This window comes from Streptomyces fructofermentans, from assembly GCF_014651055.1.
Classification (GTDB): Bacteria; Actinomycetota; Actinomycetes; order Streptomycetales; family Streptomycetaceae; genus Streptomyces; species Streptomyces fructofermentans.
Map to the genome: position 1 here is coordinate 1 of NZ_BMWD01000025.1, position 15314 is coordinate 15314.

At 72.3% G+C, this 15314-nt stretch carries 14 protein-coding genes and 1 pseudogene; 12 read left to right on the forward strand and 3 right to left on the reverse strand.

Features of this window, described 5'->3' with window-relative positions:
• Nucleotides 1–53: 53 nt before the first annotated feature.
• The 9 genes and pseudogenes from IE265_RS28590 to IE265_RS28630 all read left to right on the forward strand — a co-directional run.
• Nucleotides 54–728, forward strand: a pseudogene (locus IE265_RS28590) (sugar ABC transporter substrate-binding protein); the annotation flags it as partial.
• Nucleotides 725–2218, forward strand: a complete 1494-nt coding sequence (locus IE265_RS28595; protein WP_190038605.1) for a sugar ABC transporter ATP-binding protein — start codon at nucleotides 725–727, stop codon at nucleotides 2216–2218. The pseudogene IE265_RS28590 and the gene IE265_RS28595, both read left to right, overlap by 4 nt.
• A complete protein-coding gene (locus tag IE265_RS28600) occupies nucleotides 2211–3248 on the forward strand; it encodes an ABC transporter permease (RefSeq protein WP_190038606.1) in 1038 nt (345 codons plus the stop codon). Before IE265_RS28595 ends, IE265_RS28600 begins: the two co-directional genes overlap by 8 nt.
• Nucleotides 3249–3294: 46 nt before the next feature.
• Entirely contained in the window at nucleotides 3295–4668 is a 1374-nt protein-coding gene (locus IE265_RS28605; protein WP_190038607.1) for an L-fuconate dehydratase, read from the forward strand.
• A gap of 23 nt (nucleotides 4669–4691) precedes the next feature.
• A complete protein-coding gene (locus IE265_RS28610; protein WP_190038726.1) occupies nucleotides 4692–5447 on the forward strand; it encodes an SDR family NAD(P)-dependent oxidoreductase in 756 nt (251 codons plus the stop codon).
• A 5-nt stretch (nucleotides 5448–5452) separates the two neighbouring features.
• A complete protein-coding gene (locus IE265_RS28615; RefSeq protein WP_190038608.1) occupies nucleotides 5453–6535 on the forward strand; it encodes an aldo/keto reductase in 1083 nt (360 codons plus the stop codon).
• Nucleotides 6532–6846 carry an L-rhamnose mutarotase gene (locus tag IE265_RS28620; protein ID WP_190038609.1) on the forward strand — a complete coding sequence of 105 codons (315 nt, stop codon included), beginning with the start codon at nucleotides 6532–6534 and terminating at the stop codon, nucleotides 6844–6846. Before IE265_RS28615 ends, IE265_RS28620 begins: the two co-directional genes overlap by 4 nt.
• Nucleotides 6843–7682 carry an amidohydrolase family protein gene (locus IE265_RS28625; protein WP_190038610.1) on the forward strand — a complete coding sequence of 280 codons (840 nt, stop codon included), beginning with the start codon at nucleotides 6843–6845 and terminating at the stop codon, nucleotides 7680–7682. Before IE265_RS28620 ends, IE265_RS28625 begins: the two co-directional genes overlap by 4 nt.
• A gap of 105 nt (nucleotides 7683–7787) precedes the next feature.
• Nucleotides 7788–8171 (forward strand): hypothetical protein, encoded by a 384-nt coding sequence (locus IE265_RS28630; RefSeq protein WP_190038611.1) that lies wholly within the window; start codon nucleotides 7788–7790, stop codon nucleotides 8169–8171.
• Nucleotides 8172–8210: 39 nt separating this feature from the next.
• Here the strand turns inward: IE265_RS28630 and IE265_RS28635 are convergent, their stop codons facing one another.
• Nucleotides 8211–9632, reverse strand: coding sequence for a lipase maturation factor family protein (locus IE265_RS28635; protein ID WP_190038612.1), 1422 nt, complete (start codon nucleotides 9630–9632; stop codon nucleotides 8211–8213).
• A gap of 74 nt (nucleotides 9633–9706) precedes the next feature.
• Here IE265_RS28635 and IE265_RS28640 point away from each other — a divergent pair, with 74 nt between their 5' ends.
• The 3 genes from IE265_RS28640 to IE265_RS28650 all read left to right on the forward strand — a co-directional run bounded on the left by IE265_RS28640 (nucleotide 9707) and on the right by IE265_RS28650 (nucleotide 13700).
• On the forward strand, nucleotides 9707–10582 hold the full coding sequence (locus tag IE265_RS28640) for a hypothetical protein (protein WP_190038613.1): 876 nt from the start codon (nucleotides 9707–9709) through the stop codon (nucleotides 10580–10582).
• 112 nt (nucleotides 10583–10694) lie between these two features.
• On the forward strand, nucleotides 10695–12770 hold the full coding sequence (locus IE265_RS28645) for a SpoIIE family protein phosphatase (protein ID WP_190038614.1): 2076 nt from the start codon (nucleotides 10695–10697) through the stop codon (nucleotides 12768–12770).
• Nucleotides 12771–12836: 66 nt separating this feature from the next.
• A complete protein-coding gene (locus tag IE265_RS28650; protein ID WP_190038615.1) occupies nucleotides 12837–13700 on the forward strand; it encodes an Fpg/Nei family DNA glycosylase in 864 nt (287 codons plus the stop codon).
• A 94-nt stretch (nucleotides 13701–13794) separates the two neighbouring features.
• Here IE265_RS28650 and IE265_RS28655 read toward each other — a convergent pair whose 3' ends face one another.
• Nucleotides 13795–14457 (reverse strand): anti-sigma factor family protein, encoded by a 663-nt coding sequence (locus tag IE265_RS28655; protein ID WP_190038616.1) that lies wholly within the window; start codon nucleotides 14455–14457, stop codon nucleotides 13795–13797.
• A gap of 206 nt (nucleotides 14458–14663) precedes the next feature.
• Complete coding sequence (locus tag IE265_RS28660) at nucleotides 14664–15179, reverse strand: hypothetical protein (RefSeq protein WP_190038617.1); 516 nt, start codon at nucleotides 15177–15179, stop codon at nucleotides 14664–14666.
• Between the last annotated feature and the right edge of the window lie 135 nt (nucleotides 15180–15314).

Below are 15314 nucleotides of genomic sequence, written 5' to 3' on the forward strand. Positions count from 1 at the left end.
ACGAACTGCACTGTCCATTGCCACCTCTGGGCTGAGGTGTTGCAACGACCGATAGAACCCAGAACGTGGCCCCCGAGAAGGGCAAGGTCGCCATGGTCGTACGGGCCGACAACGTCGCGTACGGCAAGAAGGCCTGCGCCTACCTCGGGGACGGGATCACCTCGGGCAAGGTCGTGCAGATCATGGGCGACCTCGCCTCGGTCAACGGCCGCGACCGCTCGGAGGCGTTCCGGGACTGCGTCAAGGAGAAGTACCCGAAGCTGAAGGTGCTGGAGATCCCAGCCAAGTGGGAGTCCGACACGGCGGCCTCCAAGCTCGACACGCTCCTCAACGCCCATCTCGACATCAAGGGCATCTACCTCCAGGCGGGCGGCGTCTACCTCGCGCCCACGCTCCAGACCCTCAAGTCCAAGGGGCTGCTGAAGAAGGCCGGCGAGAAGGGCCACATCACGATCGTCTCCAACGACGGCATCCCGCAGGAGTACGACGCCATCCGCAAGGGCCAGATCGACGCCACCGTCTCGCAACCCGCCGACCTGTACGCCAAGTACGGCATGTACTACATCAAGGCGGCCATGGCGGGGAAGACGTTCGAGCCGGGTCCCACCGACCACGGCTCCGAGATCGTCGAACTGCCCGGCGGCATCCTGGAGGACCAGCTCCCCGCCCCGCTGGTCACCACGGAGAACGTCGACGACCCCGAGCTGTGGGGCAACACGGTCGGATGAGCACTCCACTCGTTGAGGCGCGCGGGATAGTCAAGCAGTACGGTCCCACGGTCGCCCTCGCCGACGGACGGCTGACCGTGCACGCGGGCGAGTCCCACGCCCTCGTCGGCCGCAACGGCGCGGGCAAGTCCACCCTCGTCACGGTCCTCACCGGTCTCCAGGCCCCCGACGCCGGCACGGTCCGCTTCGACGGCGGACCCGCGCCGGCCCTCGCGGACCGGGACGGCTGGCGGCGCAAGGTGGCCTGCGTCTACCAGAGGCCCACCGTCGTCCCCGAACTGACCGTCGCCGAGAACCTGTTCATCAACCGCCAGCCCACCGGCCGCGGCGGCCTCATCAGCTGGCGCCGCCTGCGGACCGAGGCCGCGGAGGTCCTCGACACCTGGGGCGTCCGCGTCGACCCCGACGCACGGACCGCCGACCTCAAGGTCGAGGACCGCCAAATGGTCGAGATCGCGCGGGCGTTGAGCTTCGGAGCCCGGTTCATCGTGCTCGACGAGCCGACCGCGCAGCTCGACAAGCGGGAGATCGAACGGCTCTTCACCCGGATGAGGGCGCTCCAGGACTCCGGCGTCACCTTCCTGTTCATCTCCCACCACCTCCAGGAGGTGTACGAGGTCTGCCAGACCGTCACCGTGCTGCGCGACGCGCGCTGGATCACCACGGCGCCGGTCGCCGAACTCCCGCGCGCCGCCCTGGTGGAGGCCATGGCGGGAGAGGCCGCCGGTGCCCGCACGGCCGGCCGCGCGGCGGTCCGCGACACGGCCCCGGTCGTCCTGGAGGCCCGCGGACTCACCTCGGCCGCGTACCAGGGCGTCGACCTGACCGTGCGGAGCGGCGAGGCCGTCGGTCTCGCGGGGTCCAGCGGCAGCGGCAAGGTCGAACTGGCCGAGTCGTTCGCGGGACTCCACACGCCCACCGGCGGCAGCGCCCGGCTGGACGGCGAGCGGCTGCCGTACGGCGACGTCGCCGCCGCCCTGCGGGCCGGCGTCGGCTGCGTCCCGCGCGACCGCCACGAACAGGGCCTCGTCCCCGGCATGACCGTCGGCGACAACACGACCCTGAGCGTCCTCGACCGCCTCGGCCGGCACGGATTCGTCGCGACCGCCCGCAGACGCGGCGTGGCCCGCGAACTGATCCGGCGCCTCGGCATCCACACCGAGGGGCCCGACCAGCCCGTCTCCGACCTCTCGGGCGGCAACGCCCAGAAGGTCGTCATGGCCAGGGCACTCGCCTCCGACCCCCGGCTGCTCGTCCTGATCAACCCCACCGCGGGCGTCGACGTGAAGTCCAAGGAGTCCCTGCTCGCCCGGATGGACAGCGCTCGCGACGACGGCACCGCCGTCCTGGTGGTCTCCGACGAACTCGACGACCTGCGCCGCTGCGACCGCGTACTCGTCCTCTTCCACGGCCGTGTCGTGGCGGAGTACCCGTCCGGCTGGCGGGACCACGAACTCATCGCCGCCATCGAAGGAGTCGACCATGGCTGAGACGAAGACGCCCGCGATGGCGTCCGACGCACCCGCGCCACCGGCCGGGAGCGCCACCGACGCCAAGGCCGTCCTGCTGCGCCGAGCCCGCGAACTCGCTCTCGTCCCCGCGCTGTTGCTGCTGCTCGTCCTCGGGGCCTTCGTCAACGACGCGTTCCTCACGGAGCAGAACCTGATCTCCGTCCTGGGCGCCTCGGCGGCCCTCGCGATGGTGGTGCTGGCCGAGTCGCTCGTCCTCATCACGGGCAGGTTCGACCTCTCCCTGGAGTCCGTCGTCGGCATCGCCCCGGCCGTCGGCGCCCTGCTGCTCCTGCCCGCCGCCCAGTCAGGATGGGGCACCGAACTGCCCGCCGCCGTCGCCCTGCTCGTGGTCCTCCTGGTGGGAGCGCTCGTCGGCGGCCTCAACGGTGTCCTCGTCGTGAAGTTCAGGCTCAACGCGTTCATCGTGACGCTGGCCATGCTGATCGTCCTGCGCGGCCTGCTGGTCGGGGCGACCGAGGGCAAGACGCTGTTCGGCATGCCCGACGCGTTCTACGCCCTCGCCACGACCACCTTCCTCACGGTGCCCGTGTCGGTGTGGCTCGCCGCGGCGGCGTTCGGCGTCGCGGGCCTCGTCCTCAAGTACCACCGCTGGGGACGCGCCCTGTACGCCATCGGCGGGAGCCCCGACGCGGCACGCGCCGCCGGCATCCGCGTCGAGCGCGTGATGCTCGGCGTGTTCGTCGTCGCCGGAACGCTCGCGGCGGTGGGCGGCCTGATGCAGACCGGCTACGTCGGCGCGATCAACGCCAACCAGGGCCAGAACATGATCTTCACGGTGTTCGCCGCCGCGGTGATCGGCGGCATCGGCCTCGACGGCGGCAAGGGCACCATGTTCGGCGCCCTCACGGGCGTCCTGCTGCTCGGCGTCGTGCAGAACCTGCTCACCCTGGCCCAGGTCCCCTCGTTCTGGATCCAGGCCATATACGGAGGGATCATCCTGGTCGCCCTGATGATCGCCCGTGTGACGACCGGCCGCGCCCAGGACTGACAGCCCGGACCGCCCACGATCCCTGTCCCGGACCGAAAGGCCTTCTGTGTCCTCATCCTCCGGCCGCGTCATCGCCGTCGACACCCACGACATCCGCTTCCCGACCTCGCGGGAGCTCGACGGCTCCGACGCGATGAACCCGGACCCCGACTACTCGGCCGCCTACGTCGTGCTGCGCACCGACGCGGACGACGCTCTGGAGGGGCACGGCTTCACCTTCACCATCGGGCGGGGCAACGAGGTCCAGGTCGCCGCGATCGAGGCGCTGCGCCCGCACGTGCTGGGCCGGCCGGTCGACGAACTGTGCGCGGACCCGGGCTCGTTGGTCCGCGACCTCACGGGGGACAGCCAACTGCGCTGGCTGGGACCCGAGAAGGGGGTGATGCACATGGCGATCGGGGCCGTCGCCAACGCCGTCTGGGACCTCGCCGCCAAGCGCGCCCGCAAGCCGCTGTGGCAGCTCCTCGCCGACGCCACCCCCGAATGGCTGGTCGCCCAGGTCGACTTCCGCTACATCGCGGACGTCCTGACCCCCGAGGACGCGCTGCACCTGCTGCGCCGGGGCAGGGAGGGCTCGGCCGCCCGCACCGAGCTGCTCAGGGAGCGCGGCTTCCCCGGCTACACCACCTCGCCCGGCTGGCTCGGCTACTCGGACGAGAAGCTCACCCGGCTGGCCCGGCAGGCCGTCGCCGACGGCTTCACCCAGATCAAGCTGAAGGTCGGCGCGGACCTCGCCGACGACATGCGGCGCTGCCGGGCCGCCCGCGCCGCGGTCGGCCCGGGCATCCGGATCGCCATCGACGCCAACCAGCGCTGGAACGTGGGCGAGGCCATCGAGTGGACCAAGGCCCTCGCCGAGTTCGATCCCTACTGGATCGAGGAGCCCACCAGCCCCGACGACGTCCTCGGCCACGCGTCCGTCAGGGAGGCCGTCGCCCCCGTGAAGGTCGCCACCGGCGAGCACGTGCAGAACAGGATCATCTTCAAGCAACTGCTCCAGGCCGGAGCCGTGGACGTCCTGCAGATCGACGCGGCACGGGTCGGCGGGGTCAACGAGAACCTCGCGATCCTGCTCCTCGCCGCCAAGTTCGGCGTCCCCGTCTGCCCGCACGCGGGCGGCGTCGGCCTGTGCGAACTCGTCCAGCACCTGTCGATGTTCGACTACGTGGCGCTGGCCGGGACCGTCGAGGACCGTGTCATCGAGTACGTCGACCATCTGCACGACCACTTCCTCGACCCGGTGGTGATCGGGGAGGGTCACTACATGGCGCCCACCGCGCCGGGGTTCTCCGCCACCATGCGGCCGGAGTCCATCGCGGAGTTCACCTTCCCCGGCGGGGCGTTCTGGGCCGCCGACCTCGCCGAGCGGGCGCGCGGCGAACAGCGGACGGCCAAGGGCCGGAAAGGAGAGGCGGCATGACGAATCATCGGAGTCGCCCAGTGGTGCGGGACTTCGCGGGACTCAGGGCGCTGGTCACGGGCGGGGGCTCCGGCATCGGCCGGGCGACCGCCGAACTCCTCGCCGCCCGCGGCGCCCTGGTCGCCGTGCTCGACCTGGACCCGGCGGCGGTGGAGAAGCCCCTGCTGGGCTTCCGGGCCGACGTCACCGACGACACGTCCGTACGGGCCGCCGTCGCGGCGGCGGCCGCCGGGCTCGGGGGACTGGACGTCCTCGTCAACAACGCGGGCATCGGCGCCCGGGGGACGGTGGAGGACAACGACGACGGCGAGTGGCTGCGGGTCCTGGACGTCAACGTCCTCGGAATCGTCCGCACGACCCGGGCCGCCCTGCCCCATCTGCGCGAGTCCGCGTACGCGGCGATCGTGAATACGTGCTCCGTCGCGGCCACCGCCGGCCTGCCGCAGCGCGCGCTGTACTCCGCGTCCAAGGGCGCGGTCCTCTCGCTGACGCTCGCCATGGCCGCCGACCACGTCCGCGAGGGCGTGCGCATCAACTGCGTGAACCCGGGGACCGTCGACACCCCGTGGGTCGGCCGCCTGCTGGACGCCGCCCCCGACCCGGTCGCCGAACGGGCCGCTCTGGAGGCCCGCCAGCCCACCGGGCGGCTCGTCTCCGCCGCCGAGGTCGCGGGTGCCATCGCCCACCTCGCGAGCCCCCTCTCCGGCGCCACCACCGGGACGGCGCTCGCGGTGGACGGCGGAATGCAGGGACTGCGGCTGCGGCCGGTGGCACAGTGACCGGCATGCGCATCCGTACGCTCGGCCGCGGAGCCGTCGCAGTCACCGAACTGGGCTTCGGCGCGGCCGGCATCGCAGGGCTCTACACGCCGGTGTCCCCGGAGCAGGCCAGGGGCGCGCTGGACGCCGCCTGGGACGCCGGAGTCCGCTACTTCGACACCGCGCCGCACTACGGGCTCGGGCTGTCCGAACGGCGGCTGGGCGGAGCCCTGCGCGGACGGTCCGGGTACACCGTGTCCACCAAGGCCGGCCGGCTCCTCGACCCGTCGGGCGCCACGGACGGGGACGACCTCGCCAACGGCTTCGCCGTACCCGCGACCCACCGGCGCGTCTGGGACTTCAGCGCCGACGGGGTCCGCCGGTCCCTGGAGGAGAGCCTGGAGCGGCTGGGGCTCGACCGCGTCGACCTCGTCTACCTCCACGACCCCGACGACCACGCCGAACAGGCCTTCCGCGAGGCCTACCCCGCCCTGGAGCGGCTGCGCTCGGAGGGCGTCGTCGGCGCGATCGGCGCCGGAATGAACCAGGCCCCGATGCTGACCCGCTTCGTCCGCGACACGGACGTCGACGTGGTGCTGTGCGCGGGCCGCTACACCCTCCTCGACCAGCGCGCCCTGGCCGAACTGCTGCCGGCCGCACTGGAACGGGGCACGTCCGTGGTCGTCGGCGGGGCGTTCAACTCCGGCCTCCTCGCCGACCCGGTGCCCGGCGCGAGGTACGACTACGCCGCCGCGCCGCCAGCCCTGCTGGAGCGCGCCCTGCGCCTGCGGCGGATCGCGGAGCGCCACGGCACCACCCTGCGTGCCGCCGCCCTCGCCTTCCCGCTCGCCCACCCCGCCGTCGCCGGCGTGCTCGTCGGCGCCCGGTCTGCCGACGAAGTGCGCGACACCGTACGGCAGTTCGGGACGACCGTGCCCGAGGACCTGTGGCGGGAGCTGCGGTCGTCCGGGCTGCTCCCCGAGGAGGCCCCGGTGCCCGCCGCGCCTGCCCCCGGACCCGCACCCGGCGTCTGTGCCGCTCCCGCACCCGGCGCCGAGTCGGCCGCCGAATCCGCCGCCGGACCCGCCCCCGACGAGGAGCCCGCGTGAGGGTCGCCCTGCACACGAGGATCCGCGCCGACCGCGTGGAGGCGTACGAGGCCGCCCACCGGGAGGTCCCCGAGCGGCTCACGGAGGCGATCCGTGCCGCCGGTGCCACGTCCTGGACCATCTGGCGCAGCGGCACGGACCTCTTCCACCTCCTGGAGTGCGAGGACTACGCCCGGCTGCTCGCCGAACTGGGCAGGCTGCCGGTCAACATCGCCTGGCAGGCCCGGATGGCGGAGCTGCTGGACGTCGTCCACGACTACTCCGGGGCGGGCCCGGCGGCAGGTCTGCCGGTCGTCTGGGAGCTGCCGTGACCGTCGACGCGCACCACCACGTCTGGGACCTCTCCGTACGCGGCCAGGACTGGATCAAGGGTCCCGAACTCGCGCCCCTCGCACGCGACTTCGCCATCGAGGAGCTGGCCCCGCAGGCGCGCGCGGCCGGGGTCGGGCGGACCGTCCTCGTCCAGACCGTCACGGTGGCGGACGAGACCCCGGAGTTCCTCGCGCTCGCGCACGGGAGCGACCTGGTCGCCGCCGTCGTCGGCTGGACCGACCTCACCCGCCCCGACGTCGCCGACGAACTCGCGCGCCTGCGCGAGCTGCCGGGCGGCCATCTCCTGCGCGGCATCCGCCACCAGGTGCAGAGCGAGCCCGACCCCGAGTGGCTGCTGCGCGAGGACGTCGGCCGCGGCATGTCCGCCCTCGCCGCGGCGGGTCTCGTGCACGACCTGGTCGTCCTCCCGCACCAGCTCCCCGTCTGCGTACGGGCCGCCGAGCGGCACCCCGGACTGACCTTCGTACTGGACCACTTGGGCAAGCCTCCCGTCGCCTCGGCCGAGACCGAACCCTGGGCCACCGACCTCCGGGCGTTCGCGGCCCTCCCGAACACGGTCGCCAAGCTCTCGGGACTCGTGACCGAGGCGGCCCCGGGGGCCTGGACGACCGGGGACCTGGCCCCCTACGCGGCCACGGCGCTGGACGCCTTCGGCCCGCACCGCCTGATGTTCGGCTCCGACTGGCCGGTCTGCACCCTCGCCGCCACATACACCGAAGTGGCCCGAACGGCCCGCGAACTGACCTCCCACCTGCCCCCCGCCGACCGCAACGCCCTCTTCACCACCACGGCCACCCGCGTCTACGGGCTCTGAGGGAGTGCCGGTGCCTGGCCGGGACGGTCCACCGGGCACCGGCAGTTGCCGCTGGCTCATTCACGCTCTGTTCAGAGGTCGTCGCGCCACCTACGGTTCCGGGCCATGAGGGCGATTTGGGCATACTGGGGCTATCTGGCAGCTGCGGCTCTGATCGTGGCTTGGGGACGCGGAGCCGCAACCGGAGTCATCCTGGTTCTGTCGCTGGCGGTCTTCGCGTACGCGGCGTTCCAGACTCCCGTGTGGTGCGGAGCGGTGAACAGGGGAGGTGGCACATACTGCCGGCGCAACGCCTCGGGCATCCTGATGGGCTGCAGTCTGCGTCAACACCGTTGGCAGAAGATCAAGTTAATTGTTCTGCGCAGCAAGGCGGGTGATGTGTCGCGGGCGCTCTTTCCCACGGCCAAGGAGAAGTTCGGGGCCTTCATCGCCCTGGGAGGCCTCGCTTCCGCGGCTGCGGCGGCTGTCCTCCCTGTCTTCACGGGCTGAAGAGGTGGCCACGGGCCGAGGCGGTGGAGGCCGCGTGGGCTACGACCGCCGGTCCGGGGAGTCCAGGCGTGTCGGGGGCAGGAAGTCGCGGACGTATGTCCTGTCCCAGCACGCGCCCGTGGTGCGGAGTTCGTGCCAGGTCGTGTAGCGGTAGCGGAAGAGGCGGGCGCGGATGTAGCGGGGCGGGGCGTCCCGGGGGAAGGGGGAGCGGCGCAGCAGGCGCAGCGTGTCGCGGTCGTTCTCCAGGAGCCGTTCCACCAGGACGGTGAACCAGGTCCCGGCGTAGGCGGGGGAGAGCGCGGCGAACCACATCATCCAGTCGAGCCGCAGGTGGTACGGGGCGAACTGGCGTGGCCAGCGCCGCGGATCGCCGGGCTTGCCCCTGAACTCGTACGCGAGCCAGTCGGAGTCCTCGCGCGGGACGCCGTCGGACGTGCCCTCGACGACCACCTCGTACCGGACGCGGCTGATGCTTCCGAACGCCCCGTAGGTGTTGACCAGATGGAGGGGGTCGAAGGAGCGGTTCATCACCTGGCGCGAGGAGATCATGTTGCGGACGGGCCGCAGGCCGAGGGCCAGGAGCAGCGCGGCCACCGTGAGGACGAGTGCCTCGTACCAGATTGGGGCGGCGGGTGTGTCGGGAGCCGCGCCCGGCAGGCGCAGGGCCGAGAACGCCAGCACGATCGTGATCCAGTTCAGCCAGGAGAAGTTGCCGGAGACGATCAGCCACCCCTGGGTCAGGATCATGAGGGCCGCCGCAGCCGTCGCCACTGGCTGCGGGGTGAACAGCAGTACGGGGACGACGAGTTGGGTGAGATGGTTCGCGGCCACCTCGACGCGGTGGACCGGCTTCGGCAGACGGTGGAAGAACCAGCTCAGCGGCCCCGGCATCGGCTGCGTCTCGTAGTGGTGGTCCAGGCAGGTCAGCCGGCGCCAGCACTCGTCGCCCCGCATCTTGATCAGGCCCGCGCCGAATTCGACGCGGAACAGCACCCAGCGCAGCAGGAACAGTGTCACGACCGGCGGGGCGACCTCGTCGTTGCCCAGGAAGACGACGAGGAAGCCCGTCTCCAGAAGCAGTGACTCCCATCCGAACCCGTACCAGGTCTGGCCGACGTTCACGATCGACAGGTACATCACCCAGGGGACCAGCCAGAGCAGCATGGCGCCCCACAGGGGCAGCAGGCCGTCCAGGCCCGCCACCAGCGCCGCCGACACCGCGCAGCCCGTCCATGCCCAGCCCGCGAAGAAGCGGTCGGAGTAGTGGAGGTGGAACACGCCGGGCGCCCGCCGGAACGGCACCCGTTCCACGAACCGCGGCACCGGGAGCATGCCGCGCTCGCCGATGAGCGGCCGGAACTGGAGCGCGGCGCCGAGGAAGGCGACGACGTAGACCGCGGCCAGCGCCCGCTGGAGGACCAGGCGGCTCGTCCAGTACTCGGGGGCGGTGAACCACTCCACGTCCCGTGCTCCCTTCCCTCCCGTGGTGACCCTGTGTGATCCGGCTTGCGGCCGGAGGAGAACCGACGCAGACAATGGTGGACATATTGCCCGACTCGGAACAGGAGATGGTGGTGCACATACCCGCCGGAAGTCTCGTCACGGCCTGCACGCTCGGTGCCGCGCTCCTTCTCACGGGCTGCGGTGAGGGCGACGGGGAGCCCGCCGGCGCGTCCGGAGGCGACGCCCCGCTCCGGGCGGCAGCGGCCCCGGACCCGTTCACGGATTCCGCCGCCGCCCCGACCGGCTCCGCGCCGGCCGCCACCGGCGCCTCGGAGTCCGGTGACGTGGAGCTGGATGCCCTGGAGCCGGATGCCTCCGACCACCTGCCGGGTCCGGCCGAAGGCGACCCGCAGGAGCCGGGCCCGGACGAGTCGGCGTCACCGGTCGACGGGGTCCAGCCCCTGGAGTCGTTCGAGGCCGATCCGGCCCTGGGCGACGTGCTGCCGGACGCCTCGCCGGACGGGACGTACGACCTCTCGTCGGACCTGTCGCCGGACGCGACGCGCGACCCGCTGTCGGACCCGTCCGACCTGTCGGGAGGCTCGGACCTGTCGGCCCTGCCGGACCTGTCGGCCGACAGTCCCCCGGACTGCGCCACGCCGAGCGGGACCGCCGCCCCGGGCGCCGCGGACGCCCCCGGCGTCACTCCGACGGCCGAGTCCGCCGAGTCCGAGGCGTCCCGGGAGTTGGGAGAGTTCGAGGAGTTCGAGGAGGCGGCCGCGCCCGAACCCGGGGTCTGCTCCACGGGGAGCGCGACGACCGACGGGCTGTCCCCCGACGCGTACCCGTACCCCTCCGCCGACGGGACGGCCCCGGAAGCCGGGATCGACCCGGACGACGAGATCGGTCCCCTCACGGTCCCGGAGATCCCCGACATGATCGACGGCGGCGGGCTCGTCCCCGACTGAGATCCGCCCCGCGCGCCGGTGCGCGAGCCCGTCCGGTGGGGCCCGGTGGACCGCTCGGGTCCACCGGGCCCCACGAGTCGAAGAATCGGTCGAATCCTGACAAGGTGGGCCCATGGTTGATCGGGGAGCGAGCGCCCTGTCACTCCCGGAGGACTGGCCCGCCCACCCGGACCCGATCCTGGCGCTCAACCGCATGGGCAGCTTCGACTGGGACCTGGACGCCGGAACCATGCAGATGGACGTCCTGGCCCACGAGATCTTCGACGTGCGCCCGGACGAGTACACCGGCCGCCCCGAGTCCCTGTCCCCACGGGTGCCCCCGATGGAGGCCCGGCGCCTCGACGCCCACGTGTCCCAGGCCATCAAGGACGGCAGCGAGAACTACGGCGCGTACTTCCGCGTGCGCCGCCGTGACGGCTCCCTGCGCTGGACCCACACCCAGGGGCACATCCTGCGGGACCGCACGGGCCGGCCCCACCGCATCATCGGCATCGTCCGCGACGCCACCCGGGAGCTCTCCGAGGCCGAGGCCCGCCGCGAGCAGGCCGCCCAGGACGAGGCGCTGCGCCAACAGACGAACGTCGTCCAGATCACCACCGCGGCCCTCGCGCACGCCCACAGCGTCCAGGACGTCATCGACGTCCTGAAAGACACGCACGGCGTCGTCCACCTCGGGGCCAAGAGCGTCGTCATGGGCCTCCTGGAGGCGGGCCGCATCCGGCTGGTGGCCGAGGGACCCGAAGGCAGCTTCGTGCCCGGGACCCGCATCACCCGCGTCGACGAGCAGTACCCGATGAGCGAGGTCGTACGCACCCTCGCCCCGCGCTTCATCGAGTCGCCGGAGGAGTTCGCCGAGTCGTACCCGATGCTGTGGCCGCACATCACCGGGCTCGACATCACCTCGGCCGCCTATCTGCCGCTCATCGCGCAGGGCAGGCCGATCGGCGCCATGGGCCTGCTCTACAGCGACCGGCACGGCTTCTCCGCCGAGGACCGCAACGTCCTGGTCGCCCTCGGCAGCAGCATCGCGCAGAGCCTGCAGCGCGCGATGTTCTACGAGCAGGAGAAGGACCTCGCCCAGGGGCTCCAGCAGGCCATGCTGCCGCGTTCCATCCCCGGCGTCCCCGGTGCCGACATCGCCGTCCGCTACCGCTCGGGCTCCCTCGGGCGGGACATCGGCGGCGACTGGTACGACGTGATCCAGCTCCCCGGCGGCCGGGTGGGCGCCGTCATCGGCGACGTGCAGGGCCACGACACGCACGCGGCGGCCGTCATGGGCCAGCTGCGCATCGTCCTGCGGGCCTACGCGGCCGAGGGCCACACGCCCGCGACCGTCATGGCCCGCGCCTCCGTCTTCCTGCACGAACTCGACACCGACCGCTTCGCGACCTGCCTCTACGCGGAGGCGGACATGTCCACCGGAGTGATCCAGGTCGTCAGGGCCGGCCACATCGACCCGCTGATCCGCGACACCGACCGCGGCTGCCACCGGGTGCCCCTGGAGGGAGGGCTGCCGCTCGGCCTGTCCGCCGAGTTCGGCCGCCTCGAATACCCGGTGAACACGCTCGAACTCGACCCCGGGCAGACCCTGCTCCTGTGCACCGACGGCCTTGTCGAACAGCCCGGCGTCGACCTCGACGAAGGCATGCAGACCCTGCGGGCGCTGATCGCGACGGGGCCCGACGACGTGCGCGACCTCGCGGACCGGCTCATCGACGTGGCCGAGGAGCGCGGCGGCGAGGACGACGTGGCCCTGCTGCTGCTGCGCCGCCTCGGGCTCGACGCGCAGCGCTCCGGCGGTCGGCTCCAGCAGCACGTCGGCCCCGGCGACCCGGAGGCGCTCACCGAGTCGCGGCACATGATCCGGGCGGCCGTACGGGCCTGGGGTGCCCGGCAGCGCGCCGACGAGATCGAACTCGTCGCGGACGAACTGATCACCAACGCCCTGATGCACACCGAGGGCTCCGCGATCGTCACCCTCAGGGTCCTCACCGGGCCCGACCGCAGGCTGCGGGTCGAGGTGGAGGACGCCTCCAGCGCCCTCCCGCGCCGCCGCGAGGCGGGTGAGTCCGGGGTGTCGGGGCGGGGTCTGCTCCTGGTCGACCGGCTGGCCGACGTGTGGGGCGTGGAGGCGCGGGGCGGCGGCAAGTGCGTGTGGTGCGAGTTCCTGGTGCCGGACCGCGAATGACGCGCTGGCCACCCGCGCGGCGTCCCGTGAAAGGGCCTCCCGCGCGCCGGATGGCACCCTGGAGGCATGCCGGAACTTCCCGAGGTCGAAGCGCTGAAGGACTTCCTGGCCGACCATCTCGTCGGCCACGAGATCGTCCGGGTGCTGCCCGCCGCGATCAGCGTCCTGAAGACGTACGACCCGCCGCTCGCAGCTGTCGAGGGCCACGAGGTCACGGCCGTGCGCCGGCACGGCAAGTTCCTCGACCTGGAGACGGACGGCGGCCCGCACTTCGTGACGCACCTGGCCCGGGCGGGCTGGCTGCACTGGAAGGACCGGCTCCCCGACGGCGTCCCGCGCCCCGGCAAGGGGCCGCTCGCGATGCGCGTGGCCCTGGAGACCGGAGCGGGCTTCGACCTCACCGAGGCCGGCACCCAGAAGCGGCTGGCGGTGTACGTCGTACGGGATCCGGCGGAGGTCCCGGGCATCGCCCGCCTCGGCCCGGATCCGCTCGCCGACGACTTCGACGAGGAGCGGTTCGCGCGACTGCTGGCCGGTGAGAGGCGCCGTCTGAAGGGGGCGCTGCGCGACCAGGGCCTGATCGCCGGGGTGGGCAACGCCTACAGCGACGAGATCCTGCACGCCGCGCGGATGTCCCCGTACAAACTCGCGTCCTCCCTGACCCCGGAGGAGACCCGGCGGCTGTACGAGGCGCTGCGCGGCACCCTCGCCGAGGCCGTGGAGCGTTCCCACGGGCTCGCCGCCGGCCGGCTGAAGGCGGAGAAGAAGAGCGGTCTGCGTGTCCACGGCCGCACCGGACAACCCTGCCCGGTCTGCGGCGACACCATTCGCGAGGTCTCGTTCAGCGACTCGTCGCTCCAGTACTGCCCCACCTGCCAGACGGGCGGGAAGCCCCTCGCGGACCGCCGGACGTCCAAGTTCCTGAAGTAGGGCGGCGAGTTGGGCGACAAGCGGAGCGGCGGGGCGGGCGCCGTGCCGCCCGAGCGTCGTGACCGGTCGTGATCGACCGTCAGGAGGGCTGCTCTCAGGGCGCCTTGAGGGTCACGAGCCGCTTCCCTTCGGACGTCCGCACCTCGTAGCGGGCGATCTCGTTCGGGTGCAGTGCCGCGGCGCCCTGCATGGCGCCGCCCGGGGGCTTCTCGCCGCTCCTGGACCGCCCGGTCCAGCTCATCACGACCTGCTCCGAGCTGTCCCGGCCGACCGCGACGAGCACACAGCTGCGCGGGCCGTCGGCGTCCTTGATCTTGAGGCCCACCTCGCTGCCCCAGGCGCGGTTCAGAGTGGTGACCTCTGCCCACACCCCTGAACCCGGATCGGTCGCGGCCACCGTCGTGTCCTTCGCGCTCCCGCCGCCGGCGAGCACCGCCGCGGCGGGCGCGCCCACGGCGAGCGCCACCGAGGCGGCGACCGCGAACAGCCAGCGCCTGCGCCCGCTGCGGCGGGCGGCGGCCACGTCGTCGAGCAACCGGTCCAGCAGGGCCGGTCCGGCCAGCGTCATCGGGTTCACCGAGCCGGGCGTCGCGTCGGCGTAGGCCCGGAGTGAGCGGGTGGTGGCCCCGAATTCATGTATCTGGACCGCACACTGGGCACAATCCATGAGGTGGTCCTCGAAGCGGAAGGCATCCGCCTCGTCCAGCACGCCGAGCGCGTATGCGCCGACGTCGCGGTGGCGTTCCAGCGACCTCATAACAAATCCTCATGCCGGTGGGGTGTGTGCGGGGAGTAGCTGCTTGCCCACCGATACGCACGAGACCGCCGAATCACTCAAGTCCCGCGGGAAACCAACCGGGAGATTCGGAGCGGCCGGGCCCGCGGATTGGTCGAGGTTCGAAAAAAGTCCGGTCAGCGGCCCCGGCCGGCCCGTCCGGCCGGCCGGAACCGCTCGAAGTCCGCCTAGAAGAGATGGATGGCCAGATGTCCGAGCGGCAGTCCGAGCTGCCACGCGGGCGTCCAGACCTTCGGGCCGTCGTCCTCCCCGAGGACCGCTCCGCCGCCCGGCACGGCGTCCAGGTCGGGTGCGAGCAGCTCGGTCTCCTCCAGCCAGCGCCAGGCGGCCGTGGCCAGCTCCAGGTCCGGGGCGGGGCCGTCGGCCTCCAGGGCCTCGGCGGCGAGCCCCGTCATGCGGTCGCGCACCCAGTCCTGCCACGGCTGGTCGTAGGCCGTCAGCGACAGCCACGTCTCCAACTGCGAGACGACCCTGATCCCGGACAGTTCCCCGCTCGTGTCCGACAGGAAGATGGTGAGCGCGAGGGCGTCGCGCCCGGCGCGGAACTCGAAGGACGTGGACGGCATCAGGTCGCCGGTCCGCAGCAGTTCGTCGGCGATGTACTCGGCGTACAACCACGCCATGGGAACGGTGAGTTCACCGCCCCCGGTGCCGTCCGTGCTCTCTTGACCTCTGTGCAGCATCCTTTCCTGCCTTCCTCCGGTGCGTGCGCGTAGCCCGACCCCGGGCCCCAGTCCGGAACACGGATGAGGACAGCTGATTGCTCAACCATGGTCCACGGCAAGGCGCTTTACGGAGGCTTGACCCGGCCTACGGTT